Below are 21,306 nucleotides of genomic sequence, written 5' to 3' on the forward strand. Positions count from 1 at the left end.
GCGACCATTTTATTCTTATTCGTAGACCACACGATAACCTAGTTTAAGCGAACCCACCCTTATGTTTGAAAATCTGACCCAGCGCATGTCCCGCGTGGTGAAAACCATGCGTGGTCAGGCGCGCCTGACCGAATCCAATACCCAGGATATGTTGCGGGAAGTCCGCCTGGCGCTGTTGGAGGCGGACGTTGCCCTGCCGGTGGTGCGCGAATTTGTCGCGCGGGTCAAAGAAAAAGCCCTGGGCCTGGAGGTGGCGGACAGCCTGAACCCCGGCCAGGCTTTGGTGGGCGTAGTACACCAGGAACTGACTGCCCTGATGGGGGCCGACCTGGGCGAGGCCGCCAGCGAACTGTCGCTGGCCGCGCAACCGCCGGCGGTCATCCTGATGGCGGGCCTGCAAGGGGCGGGTAAGACCACCACGACGGGTAAGTTGGCCAAGTGGTTGTCCGAAGGCGGCCATACCCAGCATGGTCGCAAGACTGGCAAGAAGAAAGTGCTGGTGGTCAGCGCCGACGTGTATCGTCCGGCCGCTATCGAACAGCTCAAGACGGTAGCCGGGCAGGTCGGGGTGGATTTCCTGCCGTCCGACCCCAGCCAGAAGCCCGAGGACATCGCCCGTAACGCGCTCGATCATGCCAAGCGCCATCATTTTGATGTGCTGATCGTGGATACGGCCGGTCGCCTGGGTGTGGACGAGGCCATGATGCGCGAGATCCGCGCTCTGTACGATTTGCTCACGCCTATCGAAACCTTGTTTGTGGTCGATGCCATGCAGGGTCAAGATGCCGTCAATGTGGCCAAGGCCTTTGCCGACGCCTTGCCCTTGACCGGTGTGGTGCTGACCAAGCTGGACGGCGATTCGCGCGGCGGCGCGGCCCTGTCGGTGCGCCATGTCACCGGCAAGCCGCTTAAATTTGTCGGCATGTCCGAAAAACTGGACGGTCTGGAGCCTTTCCATCCGGAACGCATGGCGCAGCGCGTGCTGGGCATGGGCGACATCGTCTCTTTGGTGGAGCAGGCCCAGCGCAATATCGATATTGCCGAAGCCCAGAAGATCACCGACAAGATCAAATCGGGCGATAAGTTCGATCTGAACGATTTCCGCGATCAGTTGCAGCAGGTCAAGAAATTGGGCGACATGGGTTCCCTGCTGGAAAAGTTGCCGGCGCAGTTCTCCCAGGCGGCCTCGCAGTTGCAGGGCGGTCAGGCCGAGCAGCAGTTGCGTCGTACCGAAGGCATTCTTAATTCCATGACGCCGACCGAACGTGCCAAGCCCGAATTGCTCAAAGCGTCGCGCAAGCGTCGCATTGCCGCCGGTTCCGGCGTGACGGTGCAAGAGGTCAACCGCCTGCTGAACCAGTTCGAGCAGATGCAAGGCATGATGAAGCAGATGAAAAAAGGTGGTATGGCCAAAATGATGCGAGGCCTGGGCGGCATGAGCGCGCTCAAGGGTATGGCCAAGAACGGCTTCAAGGGCTTTCGCTAAGGTCGGGCCGGTACGACCCCAGGCTGCTGTCCGGCTGCCTGCAGGGGCCGTGGCCTGGACGGCATTGTGCCTTGTGCATCAAAAACGCCCGCGATTGCGGGCGTTTTTGATGTGCCGTCGCGCAGGTTTACAGCGCAGGAATGCGCAGCACCTGACCGGGGTAGATCTTGTCGGGATGGCTCAACATGGGCTTGTTGGCCTCGAAAATGACGGTGTACTTGGCACCGTTGGGCTTGCCATAGTGGGTTTCGGCGATTTTCCACAGCGTGTCGCCCTTTTGTACCGTGTACATAGTGGCTTCGGGTGCCGCTTGGGCCACATTCAATTGATTGTCCACTTGCGAGACGCCCAGCGTGTTGCCCAGGGCCAGCACGATTTTTTCGGCCTGTTCCGTGGAGGCAGCCTGCCCGCTGACTGTTACTTTGTCGCCATCAACTGCAATGTCCAGGTCTTCGGCGGACAATTGGTGCTTGTCCAGTTCTTTGCGAAGTTCGTCGGCAGTGGCAGCCTTGGCTTCGTTGGCACCGAATAGCTTTTCGCCGACATCTTTTAGAAAACTGAAAACGCCCATTGTTCTGCTCCTGAGTAAAAGTGGTATCAGGTCGGCTGCCTGGCGACGCCGACCTGTCCATTATGCCTTTAACCGGGCCGGCATCGCGGGGCGCGAATGTCAGCAATTGTGCATTTTTGGCTTCAATGATCAGCCGCCGCCCACCGCCACGACGATTTCGATCTGATCCGCGTTCTGGATGCGGGTTGTGGCATGTTGGCTTTTGGGCACGATATCGCCGTTCAGTTCCACGGCAATGCGCTTGTTTTCGTAACCTAGCTGGGCGATCAGCGCGGAGATGGTATCGGCGTTTTCCAGGGTCTTGTTCTGGCCGTTCAGGGTGATGTTCATGGTTGTCTCTGGATGTGGTCCGGCGCAGGCCGGGCAATGGATTCAGATGGCAAATTTCCGGGTGGCGTCCAGCAGGCGCGCCAGTATGCCCGGTTCGTCGTACGCATGGCCAGCGTCCGGCACCATGTGGAATTCGGCTTGTGGCCAGGCCCGGTGCAACTGCCATGCCGTATGGGCTGGGGTGCAGACATCATAGCGCCCTTGCACGATGACACCGGCAATGCCGTGCAGGCGATGGGCGTTTTTCAGTAACTGGTCCGGCTCCAGAAAGCCGTTGTGCATGAAATAGTGATTTTCGATCCGCGCAAAGGCCAGCGCCGCCTTGTCGGTGGAGTGCGCATCCAGATGAAGCTGGCTGGGCAGCAGGGTAATGGTGCTGCTTTCCCAGGTAGACCAGGCATGCGCGGCGCGTAGCTGGACGGCGGTATCTTCGCCGGTCAGACGCTTGTGGTAGGCCGTGATCAGGTCGTGGCGTTCGTCCTCGGGGATGGGGGCCAGATAGCGCTCCCACAGGTCGGGAAACAACTGCGAGGCCCCTTCCTGGTAAAACCAGCGCAGCTCCTGCGGGCGGGCCATGAAGATGCCGCGCACAATCAGTTCGCTGACATGCTCTGGATGGGCCTGTGCATAGGCCAGACCCAGGGTGGAACCCCAGGAGCCGCCAAATACCAAAACCTTGTCGGCTTTGAGCTTTTCCTGACGCAGGCGCTCGATATCGGCCACCAGATGCCAGGTGGTGTTGTTCTCCAGACTGGCGTGCGGGTAGGAGCGTCCGCAGCCGCGCTGGTCAAACAGCAGCACATTGTATTTTTGCGGATCGAACAGACGGCGGTGGTCGCTGGAGCAGCCTGAACCCGGTCCGCCGTGCAGAAATATGGCCGGCTTGCCTTGGGGGTTGCCGCATAGTTCCCAATAAATATGGTGTCCGTCGTCCGTGTGCAAAATGCCTTGGGAGTAGGGTTCGATGGGCGGGTACAGGCGTGCGTTCATGCGTCTTTCTTGGGCCAGTTCAGTTCGGGGACGGGATGCTCGTTGCGTGTAAAGATCAGATCCCAGACGCCGTGGCCCAGACGCAGGCCGCGGTTCTCGAACTTGGTCAGCGGGCGGAAGTCCGGGCGTGGGGCATAGCCATCGTGCGTATTGTGCAGCATGGGTTCGGCCGACAGCACTTCCAGCATCTGCTCAGCGTAGTTTTCCCAGTCGGTGGCGCAGTGAATATAGCCGCCGGTCTTGAGCCGGCTGACCAGCAACTGGATAAACGGCGACTGCACCAGACGGCGCTTGTGATGACGCTTTTTGGGCCAGGGGTCAGGGAAATAAATGTGGATGCCGGCCAGCGTGCCGGGACGTATCATGTCGCGCACCACCTCTACGGCATCGTGCTGGATGATGCGAATATTGCTGATCTGGTTGTCGTCGATGCGCTTGAGCAGCGCACCTACCCCGGCATTGAACACTTCGACGCCCAGGAAATTGTCGTCCGGGCGGGCCTGGGCAATTTTCTGGGTGGTTTCACCCATGCCAAAGCCGATTTCCAGGATGACGGGCCTGTCGTTGCCGAAGGTGGCTTCCAGATTTAAGGTGGCATCGCGATAGGGTACCGACCATTGCGGCAACAGGCGCGCCAACGCCTCTTCCTGGCTGGGCGTAATGTGCGCGCGTCGGTGCACGAAGCTGCGGATATGGGTTTCGCCGGAATTGCTGGTTGATACGCTGGGCGACAGGAGTGATTGTTTTTCGGTGCTCGAGGTCATGAGAGAGAGCGCGGGACATCGGCGATGGCTCGCGTATCAGCTATAAATCGGGAAAACTCCATTGTAGTGAGTCTTGCCGCCGATTTCATGCGCCGGTGTGCGAAAAAACTGTCTGCCTGCTATGCGCGCGCCGCGCAGATCGCGCTATACTTTGCATCTGCTTTTTCGCGTCCGGCCGCTCGGCCATTGAAGGGCGCAACACAAAGCGGGTGTAGTTCAATGGTAGAACGGCGGCTTCCCAAGCCTCAAGCGTGGGTTCGATTCCCATCACCCGCTCCAGATCACATCGTCAAGCACATCCTTAGAAACGTCCCATATCGTTGCAAGTCCTTGCCCGATAGAGCAGCGGCTTCGGGTTTGCGAATGCGTCCCTAACGCCTTGAGCCGCGGTTTGGCCAATGATGGCAATGGTGTGGAGATGCCATGTAGATTGGCTCGCCCCTCTGTAGATCTAATAAAAAATCCCGGAAAGCGCAAGGCGTTCCGGGATGGGGTATGACGGCGGCGTGTGTTAGCGCAGTGCCTGGGCGTGGTGGGCCAGGTGTTCGCCGATGAAGCTGGCGATGAAGTAGTAGCTGTGGTCGTAGCCGGCGTGCCGGCGCAGCTGCACGGGGTAGTTCGCTTTCTGGCAGGCCGCTTCCAGCAGCTCGGGGCGCAATTGCTCGTTCAGGAACGAGTCATCCAGGCCTTGGTCGATCAGCAGTGGCAGGCGTTCGCTGGCCTGGTTGATCAGGTGGACAGCATCCCATGGCAGCCAGGTGCTTTTGTCCTCGCCCAGGTAGGCGGCGAAGGCTTTTTGCCCCCAGGGAACCTGGCTGGGTGCCACGATGGGCGAGAACGCCGATACCGAGCGGTAGCGACCGGGGTGGCGCAGGGCCGTGACCAGTGCGCCGTGGCCGCCCATAGAATGGCCGCTGATGCTGCGGTGGGTAGTGGCAGGAAAATGCTGCTCGATCAGGGCAGGCAATTCCAGGGCGATGTAGTCTTGCATTTGATAATGCTCGGACCAGGGGGCCTGGGTGGCGTTCAGGTAGAAGCCGGCTCCTTGGCCTAAGTCGTAGGCCGAGTCATCGGCCACGTCCTGGCCGCGCGGGCTGGTGTCCGGGGCGACCAGAATCAGGCCCAGGGCCGCCGCGTGCTGCTGGGCCGCGGCCTTGGTGATGAAGTTCTGCTCCGTGCAGGTCAGGCCCGAGAGCCAGTACACGACCGGGCATGGTTCGCCGCGCAGGGCGGCGGGCGGCAGGTAAACGGCCACGTTCATGTCGCAGCGCAGCGATTCGGCGCGGTGCCGCCAGACTTCCTGGCGGCCGCCAAAGCAGGCGTGCTGTTCGATGCGTTCCATGTCCACTTTCCTTATGCGTAATTGACGACGGAGCGGATGGACTTGCCTTCGTGCATCAGGTCAAACGCTTCGTTGATCTGCGTCAGCGGCATGGTGTGCGTGACAAAGGGTTCGAGCTGGATGCGGCCGGCCATGGCGTCTTCCACCATGCCGGGCAGTTCGCTGCGGCCTTTGACGCCGCCAAAGGCCGTACCCATCCACTTGCGGCCGGTAACCAATTGGAAAGGGCGGGTGGAGATTTCCTGGCCCGCGCCGGCTACGCCGATAATGACGCTCTGGCCCCAGCCGCGGTGGGCGCTTTCCAGGGCGGCACGCATGACATTGACGTTGCCGATGCACTCGAAACTGTGATCCACACCCCAGCCCGTCATCTCGACCACCACTTGCTGGATGGGCTTGTCGAAGTCGTTGGGGTTGAGGCAGTCGGTCGCGCCGAAGGTGCGGGCCAGCTCGAACTTGGCCGGATTGGTGTCGATGGCGATGATGCGGCTGGCTTTGGCCATTTTGGCACCCTGGATGGCCGCCAGACCGATGCCGCCCAGGCCGAACACGGCCACGGTATCGCCTTCTTGTACTTTGGCGGTGTTTTTGACCGCGCCCAGGCCGGTGGTCACGCCGCAGCCCAGCAGGCAGACGTGCTCGGGGTTGGCATCGGGGTTGACCTTGGCCAGCGAGACTTCGGCGACCACGGTGTATTCGCTGAAGGTGGAACAGCCCATGTAGTGGTAGATGGGCTCACCCTTGTAGGAAAAGCGGGTGGTGCCGTCCGGCATCAAACCCTTGCCCTGGGTGGCGCGCACGGCGGTACACAGATTGGTCTTGCCGCTCTTGCAGAACAGGCACTCGCCGCATTCGGCGGTATACAGGGGAATGACATGGTCGCCGGGCCGCACGCTGGTGACGCCTTCGCCTACTTGCACCACGATACCCGCGCCTTCGTGGCCCAGTACGGCCGGGAATACGCCTTCAGGGTCGTCGCCGCTCAGGGTGAAGGCATCGGTATGGCAGACGCCGGTATGGGTGATCTTGACCAGAACTTCGCCCTTTTGTGGGGGAGCGACGTCGATTTCGACGATTTGCAGGGGTTCACCAGCCTTGAAGGCAACGGCAGCGCGTGATTTCATGTGTATGTCCTCGGGGGATTAGAAGGGTAGGGGCTGTCAGCGCAGATAGGAGCGTACCAGGGCGACGGCGTCGTTCACGCAGGATTGCCGGGAACCGTCGCCGTCGGCCAGTGGAGCGAGTTCTTCGCGCAGATGGCTTTCCAGCACGCCCGCCATCAACCCGTTGACTGCGCCGCGCACGGCGGCGATCTGCTGCAATACGGGGCCGCAGTCCTCGCCTTGCTCCAGCGCGCGCTCCAAGGCATCGAGCTGCCCACGGATGCGGCGCACGCGGGCGAGAACGCGTTTTTTCTCTTCGGGTGAATGTGGCACGACGAGCTTCCTGTTGATACTGGCCCCCAGTATAGCAAATATACTGCCCTGGAGTATGTGGGTGTCTTCTAGGGGCAGGGCACAGGCGGCGCAACAAGCCGTTCGTCTAGACCGGTGCCGGGTGCCGGCATGGGACGTCGGGGCACGCACCTGATTGGCGCAGGGCGCGAACTTGGCGCATCATGGTGGTGTCAGGCCGTTGTGGCGACCTGGGTCGGCGGTCTGAGGCGCGCGCCGTTGGCGCGTTGGTGTTTTTCTGTCGTCAAGGACGCGTGCAATGACCTTACGTGACGAGTGGCAGTCGGGTTTTGGGCCTATCAGGCATAGTGCCAATACAGTAAGCCGTGTGGATGCCTTGGTGCAGCGCTTGGCAAGCAGCAGCCTTATCCCTGCTCCAGATAGCGCTTATTCCATGTTCGCGGCCGCTGATCGCCTGTGCTGCGCGGCGATGAATGTGGTGGCGCACATGAGCTACGCCCTGCGTATCGACCTGAACGGCGAACCGCTGGCTGCCGACGATTTCAAGTCCGATCCGCAGGGGCATACCGGCGGCTCGCTCAATATGGTGCCGGCCTTTGTGGGCTATTTGCTGGCCAATGCGCTGACCGGGAAGACGCGCGGGTGGCTGATGGGCCAGGGACATTGCGTGGCCGCCATCGAGGCTGTCAATGCCCTGACCGGGGATGTGTCGGCTGCACAGCGCGGCCGATACGACCGTAGCGCCCAGGGCCTGGGGCGCTTGATTCGGGACTTCTACTCCTATGCCATCGACGCAAGCGGTCTGCCGGCCGTGCCATTGGGCAGCCACGCCGGCCCGAATACGGCAGGGGCGATTTCCGAAGGTGGCTATCTGGGGTTTGCCGGCTTGCAGTACGTGCATATGCCTTTACCCGGCGAGGGGCTGGTGGCCTTTCTGAGCGATGGTGCCTTCGAGGAACAGCGCGGCTCGGACTGGGCCCCTCGATGGTGGCGGGCCGAGGATTGCGGACTGGCCGTGCCGGTCATGATTTTGAATGGGCGACGTATCGAGCAGCGCACCCAGATCGTGCAGGAAGGCGGTGCGCAGTGGTTGGCCCAGGATGTGTGGCACAACGGTTTTGATCCGCTGATCGTCGATGGCCGCGACCCGTCTGCCATTGCCTGGGCCATCCTGGAGGCGGAAGACCGGTTGCAGAACCATCTGGCTCAGGCGGATTTTCGTTATCCGGCCCGGCTGCCATATGTGATTGCCGAGACAGAAAAAGGTTTTGGGTTTCCAGGCGCGGGCACCAATGCGGCCCATAACCTGCCGCTGGGCGGCAACCCCAGGCACGATGAAGCGGCACGCAAGGCCTTTAACCAGAGCGCACGTGGGTTGTTTGTGCCCGGCACCCAGTTGGAGCAGGCGATTGCCGTCTTGTCCAACCATGCGCAGGGGCCGCGCCCCTTGGAAAGCGCCCATCCCTTGGCTCACCGGCATCCACAGACACCGACGCTACCTGTCCCCGATTGGGCGCAGCCTGGCGAGTCGGGCAGTGCCATGACGGCGTTGGATCATTGGTTTATGGCGCTGGTGCGCGCCAATCCACTGTTGCGCGTACGTATCGGCAACCCGGACGAATTGGCCAGCAACAAAATGGGCGGCACGCTGGCGCTGCTCAAGCATCGCGTCAACCATCCCGAACCGGGGGTGGCCGAAGATTTGCACGGTTCTGTCATTACTGCTTTAAACGAAGAGGCGGTCGCAGCAGCGGCGCTGGCCAACAAGGCGGGACTCAATCTGATCGTCAGCTACGAAGCCTTTGCCATGAAAATGCTGGGTTTGCTGCGTCAGGAAATCATCTTTGCGCGCCGCCAGAAGGAACTGGGCCAGACACCCGGGTGGCTGGTGGTGCCTTTGATCGTGACCTCGCATACCTGGGAAAACGCCAAGAACGAGCAGTCGCACCAGGACCCGACCATTGGAGAAGCGTTGCTGGGGGAAATGTCCGATACGTCCCGCGTGCTGTTTCCGGTCGATGGCAATAGTGCAGTGGCGGCGCTGCGGCAGGTGTATGCAGGGCGTGCGCAGCTAGCCTGCATGGTGGTATCCAAGCGCGATGGCCGGCAGCATCTTAGCGCGCAGGCCGCGCAGAGCCTGGCCGAGCAAGGAGCCGCGCATGTGGTGGGCGATCCCGCCGCCAGTGTGCTGCAGTTTGTCGCCATTGGGGCGTATCAGCTCGATCAGGCCCTGATCGCGCATGCCCATTTAAGCCAATTGGGTTATGCGTGTTGCGTCAGCGTGGTGCTGGAGCCGGGCCGGCTGCGTATGGCGCGCGATGCGATCGAGAGCGAGTTCGTGTTGCCCGAGGCGGCCTTGCGCGCGTTATTTCCGCCTGGATTGCCGCGTGTGCTGCTGTGCCATACCCGTCCCGAGCCTATGCTGGGCATATTGCGCCGCTTGGATGGTGGTCCCGCCCAGACGCGGGCGCTGGGTTATATCAGCCGGGGCGGCACCTTGGATGTGCCCGGCATGCTGTTTGCCAATCGTTGTACCTGGGCGCATGCGGTCGATGCCGCTGCCGCCCTTGTCGGCTGGCGACGCGAGCAGGTGTTGGATTTGTCCGTGCGGCAGGCCATTGACGGGCATGGCAAGCCAGCCGATTTGTTGTCGGTCTAAATCATTTCCGGAGGGGCATCATGCTTTCACTGACATGTCTGGGAGGAGCTGGCACGGTCACTGGCTCCAAGCATTTGCTCAGTCACGGCGACACGCACGTGCTGGTCGATTGTGGCTTGTTCCAGGGCCTGAAGAATTTGCGTGAACTCAATTGGCAGCGTCTGCCCATTGCGCCGGCCGATATTGCGGCCGTGGTGCTGACGCATGCGCATCTGGACCATTGCGGGTACTTGCCCCGGCTGGTGGCCGATGGTTTCAAGGGGCGTGTTTATGCCAGCCGGGCGACCCGCGATGTGGCCGAACTGATTTTGCTGGACAGCGCCAGTTTGCAGGAAAAAGATGCCGAATTTGCCAATCGCAAGGGCTTTTCCAAGCACAAACCGGCCTTACCCCTGTATCGCGTGATCGATGCGCAAAAGGCCTTGGCCCGTTTTACCGATGTGGCCCTGCACCAGGAAACGGTGTTGCCAGGCGGGGGCCGCCTGACTTTGCGCCGTGCCGGCCATATTCTGGGAGCGACGACGGCGCAAATTGATATGGGCGGGACACGGGTGGTTTTTTCCGGCGATCTGGGCCGTTATGGCGATATGACGATGCACGATCCGGAGCCGGTGCCACAGGCCGACTATGTGCTGATCGAATCTACCTACGGAAACCGGCGTCACGATACCGCCGATCCGATCGATGCTTTGGGGCGTATTATTGAAAGCACTGTGCAGCGGGGGGGCACCATTGTGATTCCCGCCTTTGCCGTCGGGCGTGCCCAGACCTTGATCTACGCGTTGTGGAGGCTGCGCGTGGCCGGGCGTCTGCATAATGTGCCGGTGTATCTGGATAGCCCTATGGCCACCAGTGCGACCCAACTGCTGAAGCAGCATGCCGGCGAACATAAATTGCCGGCGCGGGATTACCAGGCGGCGTGTGCAGCCGTGACCTATGTGCGCGACGTGCAGGAATCCAAGGATTTGTCGGCCAACCGCTACCCCAAGGTGATTCTGTCGGCCAGCGGCATGGCCACCGGCGGGCGCGTCTTGCACCATATTGCGGCTTTTGGCGGCGATCACCGCAATACCTTGCTCTTTTCCGGCTTTCAGGCCGCAGGCACGCGTGGGCGGAAATTGCTTGATGGCGCTACCGAAACCCGGATTTATGGGCAGTGGATGCCGATCAAAGCCCAGGTTGTCGAGCTTCCCATGCTGTCGGCCCATGCCGACAGCGACGAGTTGATGCGCTGGCTGTCCGGGTTCCACCAGGCTCCCCGAAGGGTTTTTGTCGTCCACGGCGAACCCGAGGCATCCGAAGCCTTGCGCGAGCGTATCCTGCGCGAACTGGACTGGACGGTCAGCGTGCCGCTGCAAGGGCAAAGGTACACGCTATGAGCCGCGCCACGCTGTTAAGGCCGCCCTTGTTGCGTGCGACCCGGATGCGCTTGCATGCACAGCATCAACCTATTGCCTTGATGCGTGCCGATTGCCACGTTTGCCGCGCTGAGGGCCTGTCGTCCCGTTCGCAGATTCTGATCGCCGCAGGCGGGCGCGAGGTGCAGGCGCAGCTCTATCAGATCGACAGCGATTTGCTGGCGCGCGATCAAGTGGCCTTGTCGGAACAGGCCTGGGCTGCCCTGGATATTCGCGAAGGCGAGAAGGTGCGTGTGCGGCATCCGCCTGTGCTGGAATCCTTGGCGGGCGTGCGTCAGCGTATCTATGGCCGGCGGCTGGAAGCCGGGGATGTGCAGGCCATTGTGCGCGATGTGGTGCGTGGGCGTTATACCGATGTGCATCTGGCCGCATTTCTGACCGCCACGGCTACCTTGCCGCTCAGCATGGATGAAATCGTTTTCTTGACCCAAGCCATGGTGGATGTCGGGGAGCGCCTGAGTTGGCCGTCCTCTATTGTGGTGGACAAGCATTGCGTGGGCGGGCTGCCCGGCAATCGCACCACCCCTCTGGTGGTGGCCATTGCGGCTGCCAATGGCTTGTTGATGCCCAAGACCTCGTCACGTGCGATTACTTCGCCGGCCGGTACCGCCGACACGATGGAGGTGCTGGCTCCGGTCAATCTGGATATTGATCACTTGCGCCGTGTGGTCCAGGCCGAAGGGGGCTGCATTGCCTGGGGCGGCACGATGCGGCTTAGCCCGGCTGACGATATTTTTGTGCGTGTGGAGCGGGAGCTGGATATCGATACCGAAGGTCAGATGATCGCATCGGTGTTGTCCAAGAAAATCGCGGCCGGAGCCACCCATGTGGTCATTGATATTCCGGTGGGGCCCACGGCCAAAGTTCGCACGCACGATGCCGCCCAGCGCCTGGCGCGCCACTTAATCGATGTTGCATCGCACTTTGGCCTGACATTGCGCTGTCTGTACACCGATGGTAGCCAGCCTGTGGGGCGGGGCATAGGTCCGGCGCTAGAAGCACGGGATGTGCTGGCAGTCTTGCGCAACGAGGCCGAACAGCCTTTTGATTTGCGGGAGCGGGCTATTCAGATAGCGGCAGCCGTGCTGGAGGTGGGCGGTGCCGCCAGAGCCGGAGAGGGTGCGGCGCTGGCTGAACAGACCCTGGCCAATGGGCGCGCCTGGGAAAAGTTCATGCGTATTTGCATGGCTCAAGGCGGGTTTCGGGAGCCTGCCCGCGCCGAATATGTGCAGCCCCTGCTGGCTCAGCAGGCTGGGCGGGTAACACATTTAGACAACCGCAAACTGTCGCGGCTGGCCAGGTTGCTGGGTGCGCCGGAACAAGCGGCGGCCGGCGTGGTGCTGAACACCCGCCTGGGCGAAGAGCTGGCCCGTGGCCAGCCTTGGCTGTTTTTGCACGCCCAGACCCGGGGCGAACTGGCCTATGCGCTGGATTATGCCCGCCATGCGGGCGACCTGCTGGCGATTGAAGCTTGAACGTGGGCCCGACTGGCTTTAGTCGCGTCGTAGTCGGTCGCGCTCACGGCGGCGCGACCGCGACCACGGGTGGGGCACCTTGGATGGACGGGGCCGGTAGGTGGAGGCGGCGTTTTCCCGGACGGGTTCGGTCGCGGGTTCGTTCTGCGCCGTGTGGAGGTGAACGGCGGTGGGGCTGGAGCAGCGTATCGGCATGGTATGGCCTCGGTCTGTTCTGGCAGGGTGGGGGCAGTTGGCAGTTAGGCTTTGCTGTGTGCAGAGCCAGACCGCGCTGCCGGGTGGGTTATCCTTCGCAGGCGGTCAGGGTGTCGTAGGTATGGATCAGGGACTGCAGCAATGTAGCCGGATACTGCGCGTCCAGTGTGGTCGGCTGGGCCTGCAGTTCGGCCAGCCACAGGTTATCTTCCCGACCTTGCCAGTGCTTCTGGTAGTTGCCTTGCTGGTAGCCGCGCATTTGGCGCAGGCGGTTCAGTGCATTCTTGCCGACATAGGCTTGGAACAAGGAGTCCAGCGTCATGCCGCACAGACCGGCCAAGGTGCCGAAGGCGGGAAAGTCAAAACGACGCGATTGCAGGCTGATCTGAGCAAAGCGTTCCAGGGCATTGAGGATGGCAGCGGTATCCACGGCCTGGCCGTTGGCATCCGCCAGTTTTTCCAGTGCGCAGGCAGCTTGCCGGTGCAGTTCGGACTGAGCGTGCAAGAGCAAGTCGCATAGACCGAAATGCAGGATGTCCACCAATTCCAACTGCAATTGCGGCAACTGACGCTCGGTATGCTGCCACCATTTCCAGTCCAGATGGCCAGCCAGCTCGGCGCACTCTATCCAGACGGCCCGGTAGTAGGGCTGAGGGGCGCGCCGCCACTGCGGATTGATCAGGATATTCAGGTCTTGCTGTAGCGACAGCATCTGTTCCAGGCGTAGGGCTCCACGGGGGGCGGCAGCCGGACAGACCGCTTCGGCTGCGCCAAGGCGGCGGCGCTGACGGCCTTGGGCATCGAAGTTGTCGGCGTGCAGCCAGGCCTGTAGAGCCGCTTTGCGCATGGGCCATTCTTGGTCGGTGATGGAAAACCAGGCGGTATCGCGCGAACGACCTTTGTAGATCATGGCATGGCGAAAAATGCCTTCAAACGAAAAACCAAGTCGGGCGGCAGCGGCGCGGGATGGCGCATTGTTGGCGTCGCATTTCCATTCGTAGCGGCGATAGCCCAACTGTTCGATGGCGTAGTGCATGAGCAGGTAGTGGGCTTCGGTCGCCAAACGGGTTTTTTTCAGCAAGGGCGACCAGGCCACGAAGCCGACTTCGATCACACCGTTCGATGGATCGATGCGCATCAGCGCCAGTGTGCCCAGGGCGCGTTCGGTGGCCGGATCGATGACCGCATAGTGGATGGCGTCCGTGGCTTGGGCGATGCGGGCCAGGTACTGGTCGAAGTCGTTGCGGGTCTGGAAAGGGCCGACGGACAGATACGTCCAATCCCGGCTATCGGGTGCCAGGCTATAGGCTTGGTACAGACTGTCGCCGTGGCGCAAAGGGTCTAGGGCTTCTAGTCTGCCGTAGTGGCCGGTCAGGGTGATGCGCGCCGGGTAGGGCCGTGTCTGCCAATGGGGAAGGGGCTGGCCGATAGCCTGTTGAAATTCATTGAACCGGGACATAAAGAGCCTGTACGCAAAACGTATCGTCGCCAGAGAGACGACGCATAGATATAGAAAGCGGAAAAAGCGGCGAAAGCCGCCGTGCCGTTTGTGCCTGACTTGTATTCTAGGAATCAAGTGGCAGGTCTTATCATTCCGCTTTGCTTACGTGGGACAGACCGCCCTGTAAGGAGCGGCCGGGGCAGGGCTGCGGATGCCGGTAATGCCCCGGCGCTTGGGCGCAGGCTTGTTTACCAGCGGTAACGCAGGCTGGCTTTAACACTGCGCTGATAGCCATACCAGCACCAGTCCTGCGACGTGCATGAACTGATATTGCGTGTGTTAAACAGATTGGAGACATTCAGGGCAAGATCCATGCCTTTCAGAGTTGGGCTGGCACGGCCCAGGTCATAGTCCAGCGCCATGTCCACCAGCGTGCTGGCTGGTACCTTGAAGTCGTTGTGGGAGCCGCCATAGCTGGTGCCTCTGTAGCGTAGGCCGGCGGCCATGCCCAGGCCGGACAAGGGGCCGGACTGCAATTGGTAGCGTGCCCAGACCGATGCCTGGTGTTTGGGGATGCCGTATGGCGTCATGCCTTCCATGCTGGGGCGGTTGGGGCTTGCGTTGTCCTTGGTGTATTCGTTGGCGATATAGGAGTAGTTGGCAATCAGGCTCAGCCCGTTGTTGAATTCGCTGCGCGCTTCCAGTTCCAGTCCCTGCGTGCGCACTTCGCCGGTTTGCTCCTGGCATTTGGAGCCGACGCAGCCGGCAATGGTGGTCAGCATGTTCTGGCGGCGGATATCGAACAGCGCCGCCGAGTACAGGGCGCGGGTGCCTGGCGGTTGGTATTTGATGCCCAGCTCGTACTGCTGGCCGCGCAGGGGGTCGAACGGCCGGTCCTGAGCGTCGGTGCCCGATTGGGGCTCGAACGATTCCGCGTAGCTGAAATAAGGGGCCAGGCCGTTGTCGAAGTTGTAGATCAGGCCGACACGGCCGGTAAAGGCCGTGGCGCGGGTGGAGGACGGTGTAACGACACCGTTCTTCAGGTTGCGCGCTTCGGACACCGTGCGCGACCAGTCGTAGCGACCGCCCAGCAGCAAGGACCATTTGTCGATCTGGATCTGGTCTTGCAGATACAGACCGGTCTGATATTGGCGCTGGTTTGTTTTGCTGGTCCAGTTGACCGGGCCTATGGGCTGGCGGTAGTCGGGGTTGAAAATGTCCAAAGGCGGAGCAGGGTCGAAACTGCTGGCCAGCGTGTCTGATTGAAGGTGGGCGAAATCAAATCCTGCGACTACGGTATGGTCCAGAGCGCCGGTGGCAAAACGACCTTGTATGTGATTGTCCAGGGTGTAGCTGTCCATGGTCACGTCTGTGCCGCCTTTGCGCCGCGCCAGGTAACGATAGTCGGTGGAGCCGGGTAGATAGCCGCTGGAGTACACGCTGCGATAGATGCCTTCGGCGTGCAGGTAGCGGGCTTGCGAACGGACCGTGACGGTCGGGTTAAAGCGATGTTCGAAATCGTAGCCAATCGATTGATGACGTCTGTCGCTGGTCTCGAAGTCGGCATCGCCATCGTAGAAGTCCGGGTCCAGGCGTATGCCGTCCGGCGCATCGAAGCGGGTGCGGATGCCGGGCAGCGATCCATACGAGCCCATGTGCGGATCGCGCTGAAAGTTGGCCAGCAAGGTCAGGCGGGTGTCGGCGCTAGGCTGCCAGGTCAGGGCCGGAGCGATAAAGTAGCGCTCTTCGCGTGTTTCGCGGATTTGGCCATCGGCCTTGTAGACCGAACCCGTCAGGCGGTAAAGCCATTGCTCGTCCTGGTCCACGGCCCCGGAGAAGTCCACGTTGGCGCGCCGGTAATGGCGGTCGCCCAGTTGCAGTTCGACTTCGTTCAGCCGTTCGCGGGTCGGCCGCTTGCTGATCTGGTTGACCACGCCGCCCGGCCCTCCCTGGCCGAACATGACCGAGGACGGCCCTTTAAGTACATCCACGCGCTGCAGACGATAGGCATCGACCTGGGGCAGGGCGTCACGTGAGCCGAAAATACGCATGCCATCCAAGAGCGTGGTGGCGGAAAACCCCCGTATATTGAATTGATCCAGGCGCGACGCTACGGCACCGCGTGTTTCGGGAGCGACACCGGAGGTATACCGCAGCACCTGGTTCAGGGTCTGCGCGCCTTGTTCGCGTATCTGGTCTTCGGTAATGACAGAGATCGATTGCGGAATCTCGATGATGGGCGTGTCTGTTTTGGTCGCCGTCACGCTGTCCTGTGCCACATAGCCGACGGGTTCCTGTTGGGCGGAGCTTTTGACGGTAATGGGTGCCAGCGTGGCGCTGTCATCTACTTGCTGTGCATGCGCGGCAGGTAGCAGTGAGCTTAAAGCGATGCTTGTGAATACAGGTGTTGATAGGCGAGACGGCAAAAACACAAAATACCCCTATGAATATTAATGATAATGATTTGCATTGTGATTTTATCATTTGAAAATTAATAGCGAGTAAAAAATGTCACCCTGCGTCCGCATCGTGGTGTACAGACAAAAAGAAACCCGCCGGGTGGGCGGGTCGGAGTGGGCGATACGTACCGTACCTGTCTAACGCGTGCCGCCAATGGTCAGGTTGGCATGGCGGTTCACGTCTTTATACAGCAGGTAGCGGAAACGGCTGGGGCCGCCGGCATAGCAGGCCTGCGGGCAGAACGCGCGCAGCCACATAAAATCGCCTGCCTCTACTTCTACCCAATCCTGATTCAGGCGGTAGACCGCCTTGCCTTCCAGCACGTACAGACCGTGTTCCATTACATGGGTTTCGGCAAAAGGGATGACACCGCCGGGCTCGAAGTTCACGATGTTGACATGCATGTCATGGCGCATGTCGGCCATGTCCACAAAGCGCGTGGTGCTCCAGCGCCCGTCCGTATCCGGCATGACGCGAGGCTCGATGTCTTTTTCATTAGTCACGAAGGCTTCGGGGGCATCCAGGCCTTCGACGCGCTGGTAGCGCTTGCGAATCCAGTGAAAACTGGCCAGATCGCCCGTGCGGTTATGCAGTGTCCAGTCGGTCGATGGGGGCAGAAAGGCGTAGCCGCCTTCTTCCAGAATGTGTTTGGTGCCGTTCAGGACCAATTCCACTTGACCCTTGACCACGAAAATCACACCTTCGGCTTCTGGGTCGGATTCCGGTTTGTCGCTGCCGCCGTTGGGGCTGACTTCAACAATGTATTGCGAGAATGTTTCCGCAAAGCCCGACAGTGGGCGGGCCAGAACCCATAGGCGGGTATTGTCCCAGCCGGGCAGGTAGCTGGTCACGATGTCTTGCAGCACGCCTTTGGGCAAGACGGCGTACGCTTCGGTGAACATGGCGCGATCGGTCAGCAATTGGGTTTGTGGAGGATGGCCGCCGGCGGGGGCGTAATAATTGACGTTGGACATAACAATTCCGTAGAGGACACAAACACAGGCCGCGCCGGCTGGCTGGGTCGGTGCCGCCGGTGTGCAAAAGCGGGCCGTCCTTATCCATGCGCGGGATACAGACACAATAGCGGGGTGGCACGGTATCTACAAATTAAATGTATTAATCCAAGGTATTTGATTTGTGAATATGAGTCAGTGTCAATTTGCTGGGGGCACCGCCAGCCTGCCTGTTCAGCTTGGTTGGGTGTTAAGTCTTTGCCAAGCCGAGGAAATGATCGTGTTGGCCGTGTGCTTGTGCCAGCGTACCCATTGATGCTAAAAGGGCGCAGTATTATTCAAAAGACAAATGCAGACATGACATCCAGTGAGAAACTGAATAAGCCTTTGTACGATCTGGATCTGCTGCGGGCACTGATTACGGTGCTCGATTGCGGCAGTTTCACGACAGCGGCGCTGCGTTTGCATTCCACGCAGTCGACGATCAGTCAGAAGGTCAGACGTCTGGAAGATTTGGTGGGCCACAGGCTGTTGGAGCGGGGCAGTCGTGGCGTCAGTGCGACCGAAGCGGGCCAGACCCTGATGGGGTATGCGCGCCAGATGCTGGCTTTGAATGATCAGTTGTCGCAGGCGCTGTCCGGCGCTTTCGTAACGATCACGGTTCGCTTGGGTATGCCGGAAGACTTTACAGGCGGGGCCACCATGCGTGCTTTGGCAGGATTCAATCGTCGTTTCCCGCAGGTCAAGCTGGAGGTGACCAGCGGTTTGAGCAGCGATCTGGCCGCCGCCTACGATCAGGGCGAACTGGATCTGGTGCTGGTCAAACAGCGTCACCACGCCCGCGAGGCGATCGCCAGTCTGCCGGAACAGACCGTTTGGGTGGACAGCGCCAGTCATCCGGTCTTTCATCAAGACCCCATCCCTTTGGTGACCTTTCCGCGGCGCGGCGTATATCGTGAAGAAATCATAGGCGCGGTCGAGTCGCTGGGCAGGCGCTGGCGCATCAGCTTTACCAGTTCCAGCCTGAGCGGCATTCAGGGGGCGGTGGCCGATGGCATGGGAATCAGCCTGCTGCCGCGCCGCGCCATGACCGGCGATCACGTCGAACTAGGTCAGGCACAGGGCTTGCCGGTGATCGATGCGTTTGAGCTGGCTATTTTGCATCGTCCCCATGCGCATAACATGGTCAAGGCACTGGCGCGGGTACTGGTGGATAGACTGGCACCTGAACGCCGCTCCGGCCTGTGGCCGGCTGACGGTGATCTGGGTTGACCTCGTCTTGTCCTACGGATGGTGTGCAGGTTTGTGCAAATCGACCGGGTCAAAGTGCGTCATGACATCAAGTACCGGTTCGGCCTGCATGACTCGTTCGCGTGCCAATACTGCGATGGCATGTCCTTGCGCAATGGTCAGGGAACCGTCCATTTCCAGATCGACCTCGACCCATATCATGTCGCCCAGCTTACGGGTGCGCAGTTCGTGTATCCCTTGTACGCCGGGTGTGGTGCGCAGCAGCGTGGCAATGCGCTGCTCTGTGTCGTGGTCCACGGCGCGGTCGGTCAGGTCGTGGAACGCGCCGATAGAAAATTTCCAGCCCATGCGCAGAATCATCAGGGCCACAATACAGGCGGCCAGGGGGTCGGCCAGCGGCAGGCCGGCCAGATTGGCCAACACGCCCAGGCTGACCACTAACGAGGAGGCCGCATCCGACCGCGCATGCCAGGCATTGGCCACCAGCATGGTGGAACGCACTTGCGTGGCGACCCGCAGCATGTAGCGAAACAGCAGTTCCTTGCCTACCAGCGCCACAATGGCCACGACCAGTGCGGCCGGATGCACGGCCTCGATGGTCTCGGGATTCTGCAAGGCGCTTACCGCATTCCAGACCATGCCCAGGCCTACGGCGATCAACAACATGCCGATGGCCAGCGTGGCGGCGGTTTCATAACGCAGATGGCCGTACGGGTGATCGGCATCGGGCCCTTTGCGGCTGTGGCGGTTGGCGAACAACACGACAAAATCCGATAGCAGATCGGACAGAGAATGAATGGCATCGGCCACCAGGGCGCGCGAATTAGCGAACAGGCCGATGGCGATCTGCAGCAGACTTAAACCGATGTTGACGGCGACGCTGGCCCAGGTGGAGCGGCGTGCGGCATGATGCCGATCCAGATCGATTTGGCTTGCCTTGTTCATGTGTCGTCCTTGCAAGAGGCGTGCGGGTCCGGGGTGTGAAATGCCAGTGTATCGGGCTTTGATGTCTGTGTTGCGACCAGGATGCGTCGCTTTTGCTCAAGCGCGCGGCTGGCGGTTTCGCTTTTACAATATCCGGGGCAAAAAAAGGGCGATCAAGGAGCGCCGGCGGGACATGATGGAATTGGATATTCAAGCATTGGACATGCAGGGGCGTGGCTTTGTGAAGCTGGGAGCGTGTACGCATATCGTGGCCGGTGCCTTGCCGGGTGAGCGGGTGCGGGTGGACAAGCCCTATGGGGCGCGCAGCCATCAAGTCTGGGAGTTGCAGGCAATTTTGCGGGCCAGCAGCCAGCGGGTTCAACCACCCTGTCCCCATTTTGGGACTTGCGGAGGTTGCGTCATGCAGCATCTGGAGCCGGCCGCCCAAGTGGCGGTCAAACAGCGCTTTTTGGAAGACAGCTTGCAGCGGATTGCCGGGCTTGTGCCCGAACGCGTGCTGGCAACCATGCACGGGCCGTATTGGGGCTATCGACATCGTGGCCGATTGTCGGTCTATCAAGTGCCAGGCTACGGTGTACGCATCGGTTTTCGGGAGCATAACGGCACGCATGTGGCCGATTTACGCCAATGCCGCGTTGTGGCACCCGTGTTGTCGGCTTTGTTGGAGCCTTTACGCCTTTTGATCGAGCGCCTGTCCATTGCGCATCGCATCCCCAAGATCGAATTTGCCCTGGGCGATACCACTTGCGTGCTGGTGCTGCGCCACCTGCTGCCCTTGAACGAGAGCGACAAAGAGCAATTGCGCGCGTTTGGGCAGACGTATCGCGTGCAGTGGTGGACGCAGCCGGGCGGGCCCGATTCGGCCAGTCCACTGGAGCCGGTGCGCGAAGCACAGAATTTGGCGTATGCCTTGCCCGAATTCGACCTGCGTTTTGAGTATCGTCCTACCGACTTTACTCAGGTCAATCCAGGCAGCAACCGCAAACTGGTTGTGCAGGCGCTTGGTCTGCTGGCACCGGGGCCTGATGAACATGTGTTGGATTTGTTCTGCGGCCTGGGTAACTTCACCTTGCCTTTGGCGCGGCAGGCGGCGTCGGTCGTGGGCGTGGAAGGTAGCCCGGCCTTGCTTGAACGGGCCGGTGCCGCCGCCCGGGCTCACCATTTGCAGGATCGTGTCCGGTTTGCTGCACGCAATCTGTTTCAGGTGGATGAGGACTGGTGGCGAAGCCTTGGGCCGATCGATAAGGTGCTGATGGACCCGCCCCGCGAAGGCGCGCGCGCAGTCTCGGAAATTCTGGCCAGCCTGCCGGAGAAGGAACGGCCGCGGCGCATTGTGTATGTTTCCTGCGAACCCCGAACCCTGGCTCGTGATGCAGCTATTTTGGCGCATCGGGGTGCGTACCGTTTGCGTGCTGCCGGGGTGCTGAATTTATTTCCACATACCGCCCATGTGGAATCGATGGCGGTATTCGAGCCGGTATGAGCGGCATATCGATCAGTGGTTGTGCCATGATTTGCCGTGTCTACAATCACTTGTCGCTTCTTTTTGGTCGCCATTGATATTTATTTGGTCGCCTTATTTTATTTTATTAAAATATTTATCTTTATTTT

At 60.7% G+C, this 21,306-nt stretch carries 17 protein-coding genes and 1 tRNA gene; 7 read left to right on the top strand and 11 right to left on the bottom strand.

All coding sequences use genetic code 11. From position 1 onward, the window contains the following. Positions 1 to 61: 61 nt before the first annotated feature. Positions 62 to 1,486 carry a signal recognition particle protein gene (gene ffh / locus AADW57_RS03510; protein WP_341668675.1) on the top strand — a complete coding sequence of 475 codons (1,425 nt, stop codon included), beginning with the start codon at positions 62 to 64 and terminating at the stop codon, positions 1,484 to 1,486. A 127-nt stretch (positions 1,487 to 1,613) separates the two neighbouring features. Here ffh and lysM read toward each other — a convergent pair whose 3' ends face one another. The 4 genes from lysM to trmB all read right to left on the bottom strand — a co-directional run bounded on the left by lysM (position 1,614) and on the right by trmB (position 4,141). Beyond that, on the bottom strand, positions 1,614 to 2,057 hold the full coding sequence (gene lysM / locus AADW57_RS03515) for a peptidoglycan-binding protein LysM (RefSeq protein ID WP_341668676.1): 444 nt from the start codon (positions 2,055 to 2,057) through the stop codon (positions 1,614 to 1,616). A 129-nt stretch (positions 2,058 to 2,186) separates the two neighbouring features. Further along, positions 2,187 to 2,387, bottom strand: coding sequence for a sulfur carrier protein ThiS (gene thiS / locus AADW57_RS03520; protein WP_341668677.1), 201 nt, complete (start codon positions 2,385 to 2,387; stop codon positions 2,187 to 2,189). A 42-nt stretch (positions 2,388 to 2,429) separates the two neighbouring features. Next, positions 2,430 to 3,377: a prolyl aminopeptidase gene (gene pip, locus AADW57_RS03525; RefSeq protein WP_341668678.1), complete on the bottom strand. Its 948-nt coding sequence runs from the start codon at positions 3,375 to 3,377 to the stop codon at positions 2,430 to 2,432. Beyond that, the gene (gene trmB, locus AADW57_RS03530; protein ID WP_341668679.1) at positions 3,374 to 4,141 is read right to left on the bottom strand and encodes a tRNA (guanosine(46)-N7)-methyltransferase TrmB; all 768 of its coding nucleotides are present in this window, start codon (positions 4,139 to 4,141) and stop codon (positions 3,374 to 3,376) included. Before trmB ends, pip begins: the two co-directional genes overlap by 4 nt. 205 nt (positions 4,142 to 4,346) lie before the next feature. Between trmB and AADW57_RS03535 the strand changes: the two genes are divergently transcribed. After that, positions 4,347 to 4,420, top strand: a tRNA-Gly gene (locus AADW57_RS03535). 232 nt (positions 4,421 to 4,652) lie between these two features. On the opposite strand, the gene fghA is transcribed toward AADW57_RS03535, so the two are convergent. From fghA to frmR, 3 genes are read right to left on the bottom strand one after another with little or no spacing between them, the layout of a single operon-like run. Further along, complete coding sequence (gene fghA / locus AADW57_RS03540; protein ID WP_341668680.1) at positions 4,653 to 5,483, bottom strand: S-formylglutathione hydrolase; 831 nt, start codon at positions 5,481 to 5,483, stop codon at positions 4,653 to 4,655. A gap of 11 nt (positions 5,484 to 5,494) precedes the next feature. Beyond that, entirely contained in the window at positions 5,495 to 6,607 is a 1,113-nt protein-coding gene (locus AADW57_RS03545; protein WP_341668681.1) for an S-(hydroxymethyl)glutathione dehydrogenase/class III alcohol dehydrogenase, read from the bottom strand. A 36-nt stretch (positions 6,608 to 6,643) separates the two neighbouring features. After that, on the bottom strand, positions 6,644 to 6,919 hold the full coding sequence (frmR, locus tag AADW57_RS03550) for a formaldehyde-responsive transcriptional repressor FrmR (protein ID WP_341668682.1): 276 nt from the start codon (positions 6,917 to 6,919) through the stop codon (positions 6,644 to 6,646). 277 nt (positions 6,920 to 7,196) lie between these two features. Between frmR and AADW57_RS03555 the strand changes: the two genes are divergently transcribed. The 3 genes from AADW57_RS03555 to AADW57_RS03565 are packed head-to-tail and all read left to right on the top strand — an operon-like array spanning position 7,197 to position 12,450. Then, entirely contained in the window at positions 7,197 to 9,557 is a 2,361-nt protein-coding gene (locus AADW57_RS03555; RefSeq protein ID WP_341668683.1) for a xylulose 5-phosphate 3-epimerase, read from the top strand. A gap of 20 nt (positions 9,558 to 9,577) precedes the next feature. After that, positions 9,578 to 10,936 carry an MBL fold metallo-hydrolase gene (locus AADW57_RS03560; protein WP_341668684.1) on the top strand — a complete coding sequence of 453 codons (1,359 nt, stop codon included), beginning with the start codon at positions 9,578 to 9,580 and terminating at the stop codon, positions 10,934 to 10,936. Continuing rightward, entirely contained in the window at positions 10,933 to 12,450 is a 1,518-nt protein-coding gene (locus AADW57_RS03565; protein ID WP_341668685.1) for a thymidine phosphorylase family protein, read from the top strand. Before AADW57_RS03560 ends, AADW57_RS03565 begins: the two co-directional genes overlap by 4 nt. Positions 12,451 to 12,733: 283 nt before the next feature. Here the strand turns inward: AADW57_RS03565 and AADW57_RS03570 are convergent, their stop codons facing one another. The 3 genes from AADW57_RS03570 to AADW57_RS03580 form a co-directional block, all read right to left on the bottom strand. Beyond that, positions 12,734 to 14,104, bottom strand: a complete 1,371-nt coding sequence (locus tag AADW57_RS03570; RefSeq protein ID WP_341668686.1) for a GNAT family N-acetyltransferase — start codon at positions 14,102 to 14,104, stop codon at positions 12,734 to 12,736. Positions 14,105 to 14,334: 230 nt separating this feature from the next. Next, positions 14,335 to 16,518 carry a TonB-dependent siderophore receptor gene (locus AADW57_RS03575; RefSeq protein WP_445819173.1) on the bottom strand — a complete coding sequence of 728 codons (2,184 nt, stop codon included), beginning with the start codon at positions 16,516 to 16,518 and terminating at the stop codon, positions 14,335 to 14,337. Positions 16,519 to 16,683: 165 nt separating this feature from the next. Then, positions 16,684 to 17,520, bottom strand: coding sequence for a bifunctional allantoicase/(S)-ureidoglycine aminohydrolase (locus tag AADW57_RS03580; RefSeq protein ID WP_341668687.1), 837 nt, complete (start codon positions 17,518 to 17,520; stop codon positions 16,684 to 16,686). Positions 17,521 to 17,856: 336 nt separating this feature from the next. Here AADW57_RS03580 and AADW57_RS03585 point away from each other — a divergent pair, with 336 nt between their 5' ends. Further along, complete coding sequence (locus AADW57_RS03585; RefSeq protein WP_445819174.1) at positions 17,857 to 18,771, top strand: LysR family transcriptional regulator; 915 nt, start codon at positions 17,857 to 17,859, stop codon at positions 18,769 to 18,771. 12 nt (positions 18,772 to 18,783) lie between these two features. Here the strand turns inward: AADW57_RS03585 and AADW57_RS03590 are convergent, their stop codons facing one another. Continuing rightward, positions 18,784 to 19,695, bottom strand: coding sequence for a cation diffusion facilitator family transporter (locus AADW57_RS03590; protein WP_341668688.1), 912 nt, complete (start codon positions 19,693 to 19,695; stop codon positions 18,784 to 18,786). Positions 19,696 to 19,756: 61 nt separating this feature from the next. Between AADW57_RS03590 and rlmD the strand changes: the two genes are divergently transcribed. Then, positions 19,757 to 21,178 carry a 23S rRNA (uracil(1939)-C(5))-methyltransferase RlmD gene (rlmD, locus tag AADW57_RS03595; RefSeq protein WP_341668689.1) on the top strand — a complete coding sequence of 474 codons (1,422 nt, stop codon included), beginning with the start codon at positions 19,757 to 19,759 and terminating at the stop codon, positions 21,176 to 21,178. Positions 21,179 to 21,306 lie beyond the last annotated feature (128 nt).

It is taken from the genome of Alcaligenes sp. SDU_A2, from assembly GCF_038237375.1.
GTDB lineage: Bacteria > Pseudomonadota > Gammaproteobacteria > Burkholderiales > Burkholderiaceae_B > Alcaligenes.

What these genes read in the sequence shown, in the direction of transcription:
- AADW57_RS03555 (WP_341668683.1), top strand. Translation starts at nt 7,197, where the DNA reads ATGACCTTACGTGACGAGTGGCAGTCGGGTTTTGGGCCTATCAGGCAT.
- thiS (WP_341668677.1), bottom strand. Translation starts at nt 2,387, where the DNA reads ATGAACATCACCCTGAACGGCCAGAACAAGACCCTGGAAAACGCCGAT.
- AADW57_RS03565 (WP_341668685.1), top strand. Translation starts at nt 10,933, where the DNA reads ATGAGCCGCGCCACGCTGTTAAGGCCGCCCTTGTTGCGTGCGACCCGG.
- AADW57_RS03570 (WP_341668686.1), bottom strand. Translation starts at nt 14,104, where the DNA reads ATGTCCCGGTTCAATGAATTTCAACAGGCTATCGGCCAGCCCCTTCCC.
- AADW57_RS03545 (WP_341668681.1), bottom strand. Translation starts at nt 6,607, where the DNA reads ATGAAATCACGCGCTGCCGTTGCCTTCAAGGCTGGTGAACCCCTGCAA.
- AADW57_RS03585 (WP_445819174.1), top strand. Translation starts at nt 17,857, where the DNA reads ATGACATCCAGTGAGAAACTGAATAAGCCTTTGTACGATCTGGATCTG.
- trmB (WP_341668679.1), bottom strand. Translation starts at nt 4,141, where the DNA reads ATGACCTCGAGCACCGAAAAACAATCACTCCTGTCGCCCAGCGTATCA.
- AADW57_RS03580 (WP_341668687.1), bottom strand. Translation starts at nt 17,520, where the DNA reads ATGTCCAACGTCAATTATTACGCCCCCGCCGGCGGCCATCCTCCACAA.
- fghA (WP_341668680.1), bottom strand. Translation starts at nt 5,483, where the DNA reads ATGGAACGCATCGAACAGCACGCCTGCTTTGGCGGCCGCCAGGAAGTC.
- pip (WP_341668678.1), bottom strand. Translation starts at nt 3,377, where the DNA reads ATGAACGCACGCCTGTACCCGCCCATCGAACCCTACTCCCAAGGCATT.
- rlmD (WP_341668689.1), top strand. Translation starts at nt 19,757, where the DNA reads ATGTCTGTGTTGCGACCAGGATGCGTCGCTTTTGCTCAAGCGCGCGGC.
- AADW57_RS03590 (WP_341668688.1), bottom strand. Translation starts at nt 19,695, where the DNA reads ATGAACAAGGCAAGCCAAATCGATCTGGATCGGCATCATGCCGCACGC.
- ffh (WP_341668675.1), top strand. Translation starts at nt 62, where the DNA reads ATGTTTGAAAATCTGACCCAGCGCATGTCCCGCGTGGTGAAAACCATG.
- lysM (WP_341668676.1), bottom strand. Translation starts at nt 2,057, where the DNA reads ATGGGCGTTTTCAGTTTTCTAAAAGATGTCGGCGAAAAGCTATTCGGT.
- AADW57_RS03560 (WP_341668684.1), top strand. Translation starts at nt 9,578, where the DNA reads ATGCTTTCACTGACATGTCTGGGAGGAGCTGGCACGGTCACTGGCTCC.